This is a genomic window from Vibrio sp. 1288 (assembly GCF_033344475.1).
The window spans coordinates 1-866 of sequence record NZ_JAWPOX010000280.1; the positions used below are offsets into that span (position 1 = coordinate 1).

Below are 866 nucleotides of genomic sequence, written 5' to 3' on the forward strand. Positions count from 1 at the left end.
ATGACTTCATACTGTACTTTTCCATTATCAAAGTGGTAATTGCCGCCGTGATTTTGGCTTTGTTCTCGCTTTTAATGGCACGCAACTTACAGCAACCGTTGGACAGACTCAGAGAGGCGAGCAAGAAGCTTTCTAACGGCGATTTTAATGTCAGTGTTGTGCAGGAGCTAAAGTCCAACACGCGAGAATTTAATGAACTCGCGCAAGATTTTGACCACATGACGAAAGAGATTCACTCGCTAGCGGAGAAGCAACGTCTTTTGATTCGCGATGTGTCCCATGAACTAAGAACGCCTCTTGCTAGACAGAACTTGGTTTTGCACCTTTTACGTAAACGAGTTGGTGAAAGCGAACAAGAATTAGTGACGCGGCTGGAAGACGAAGCCAAAGAGCTGAATCATCTAATCAGTGACATTTTGGAATTTAGTCGCCTTGAGAATGCTCGCTACGACAAAGAGACCAAGCGTAGCGATCTTGAAGTGCTACTAGCCCCACAAGTTGAGCGTTGCAAAATCGATTTGAGGGAATCACAGAGCATTGTATTTATTTCTCGTGTGACCGAGCCGAGAGCTTACTGTGAAGATACTCTCGTGGTGCGTTGTCTGAATAATCTTGTTGGCAATGCCATCAAATACGCGGGTGAAGATGCTCGGATCGAAGTGACTCTGACTAATCAAGAAATCAATGGGCAGGCTTATCTGGTTATGTCTGTCTCTGACGATGGACCAGGCATCCCAGAGAACAAGTTGTCCGATATCTTTAACCCGTTTACCCGCTTGGATGCCTCGCGAGACAAAAAGCTTGGTGGATACGGGCTTGGACTGGCGATCGTTAAGGAATCGATGCGAATGATGGGTGGTTCCGTC

The 866-nt window shown here is 46.3% G+C and carries 1 protein-coding gene; it reads left to right on the forward strand.

The window, feature by feature from the left end; translation table 11 throughout:
• The coding region (locus R8O11_RS26225) for a sensor histidine kinase (RefSeq protein WP_318194741.1) at positions 1 to 866 on the forward strand (866 nt) is incomplete at both ends.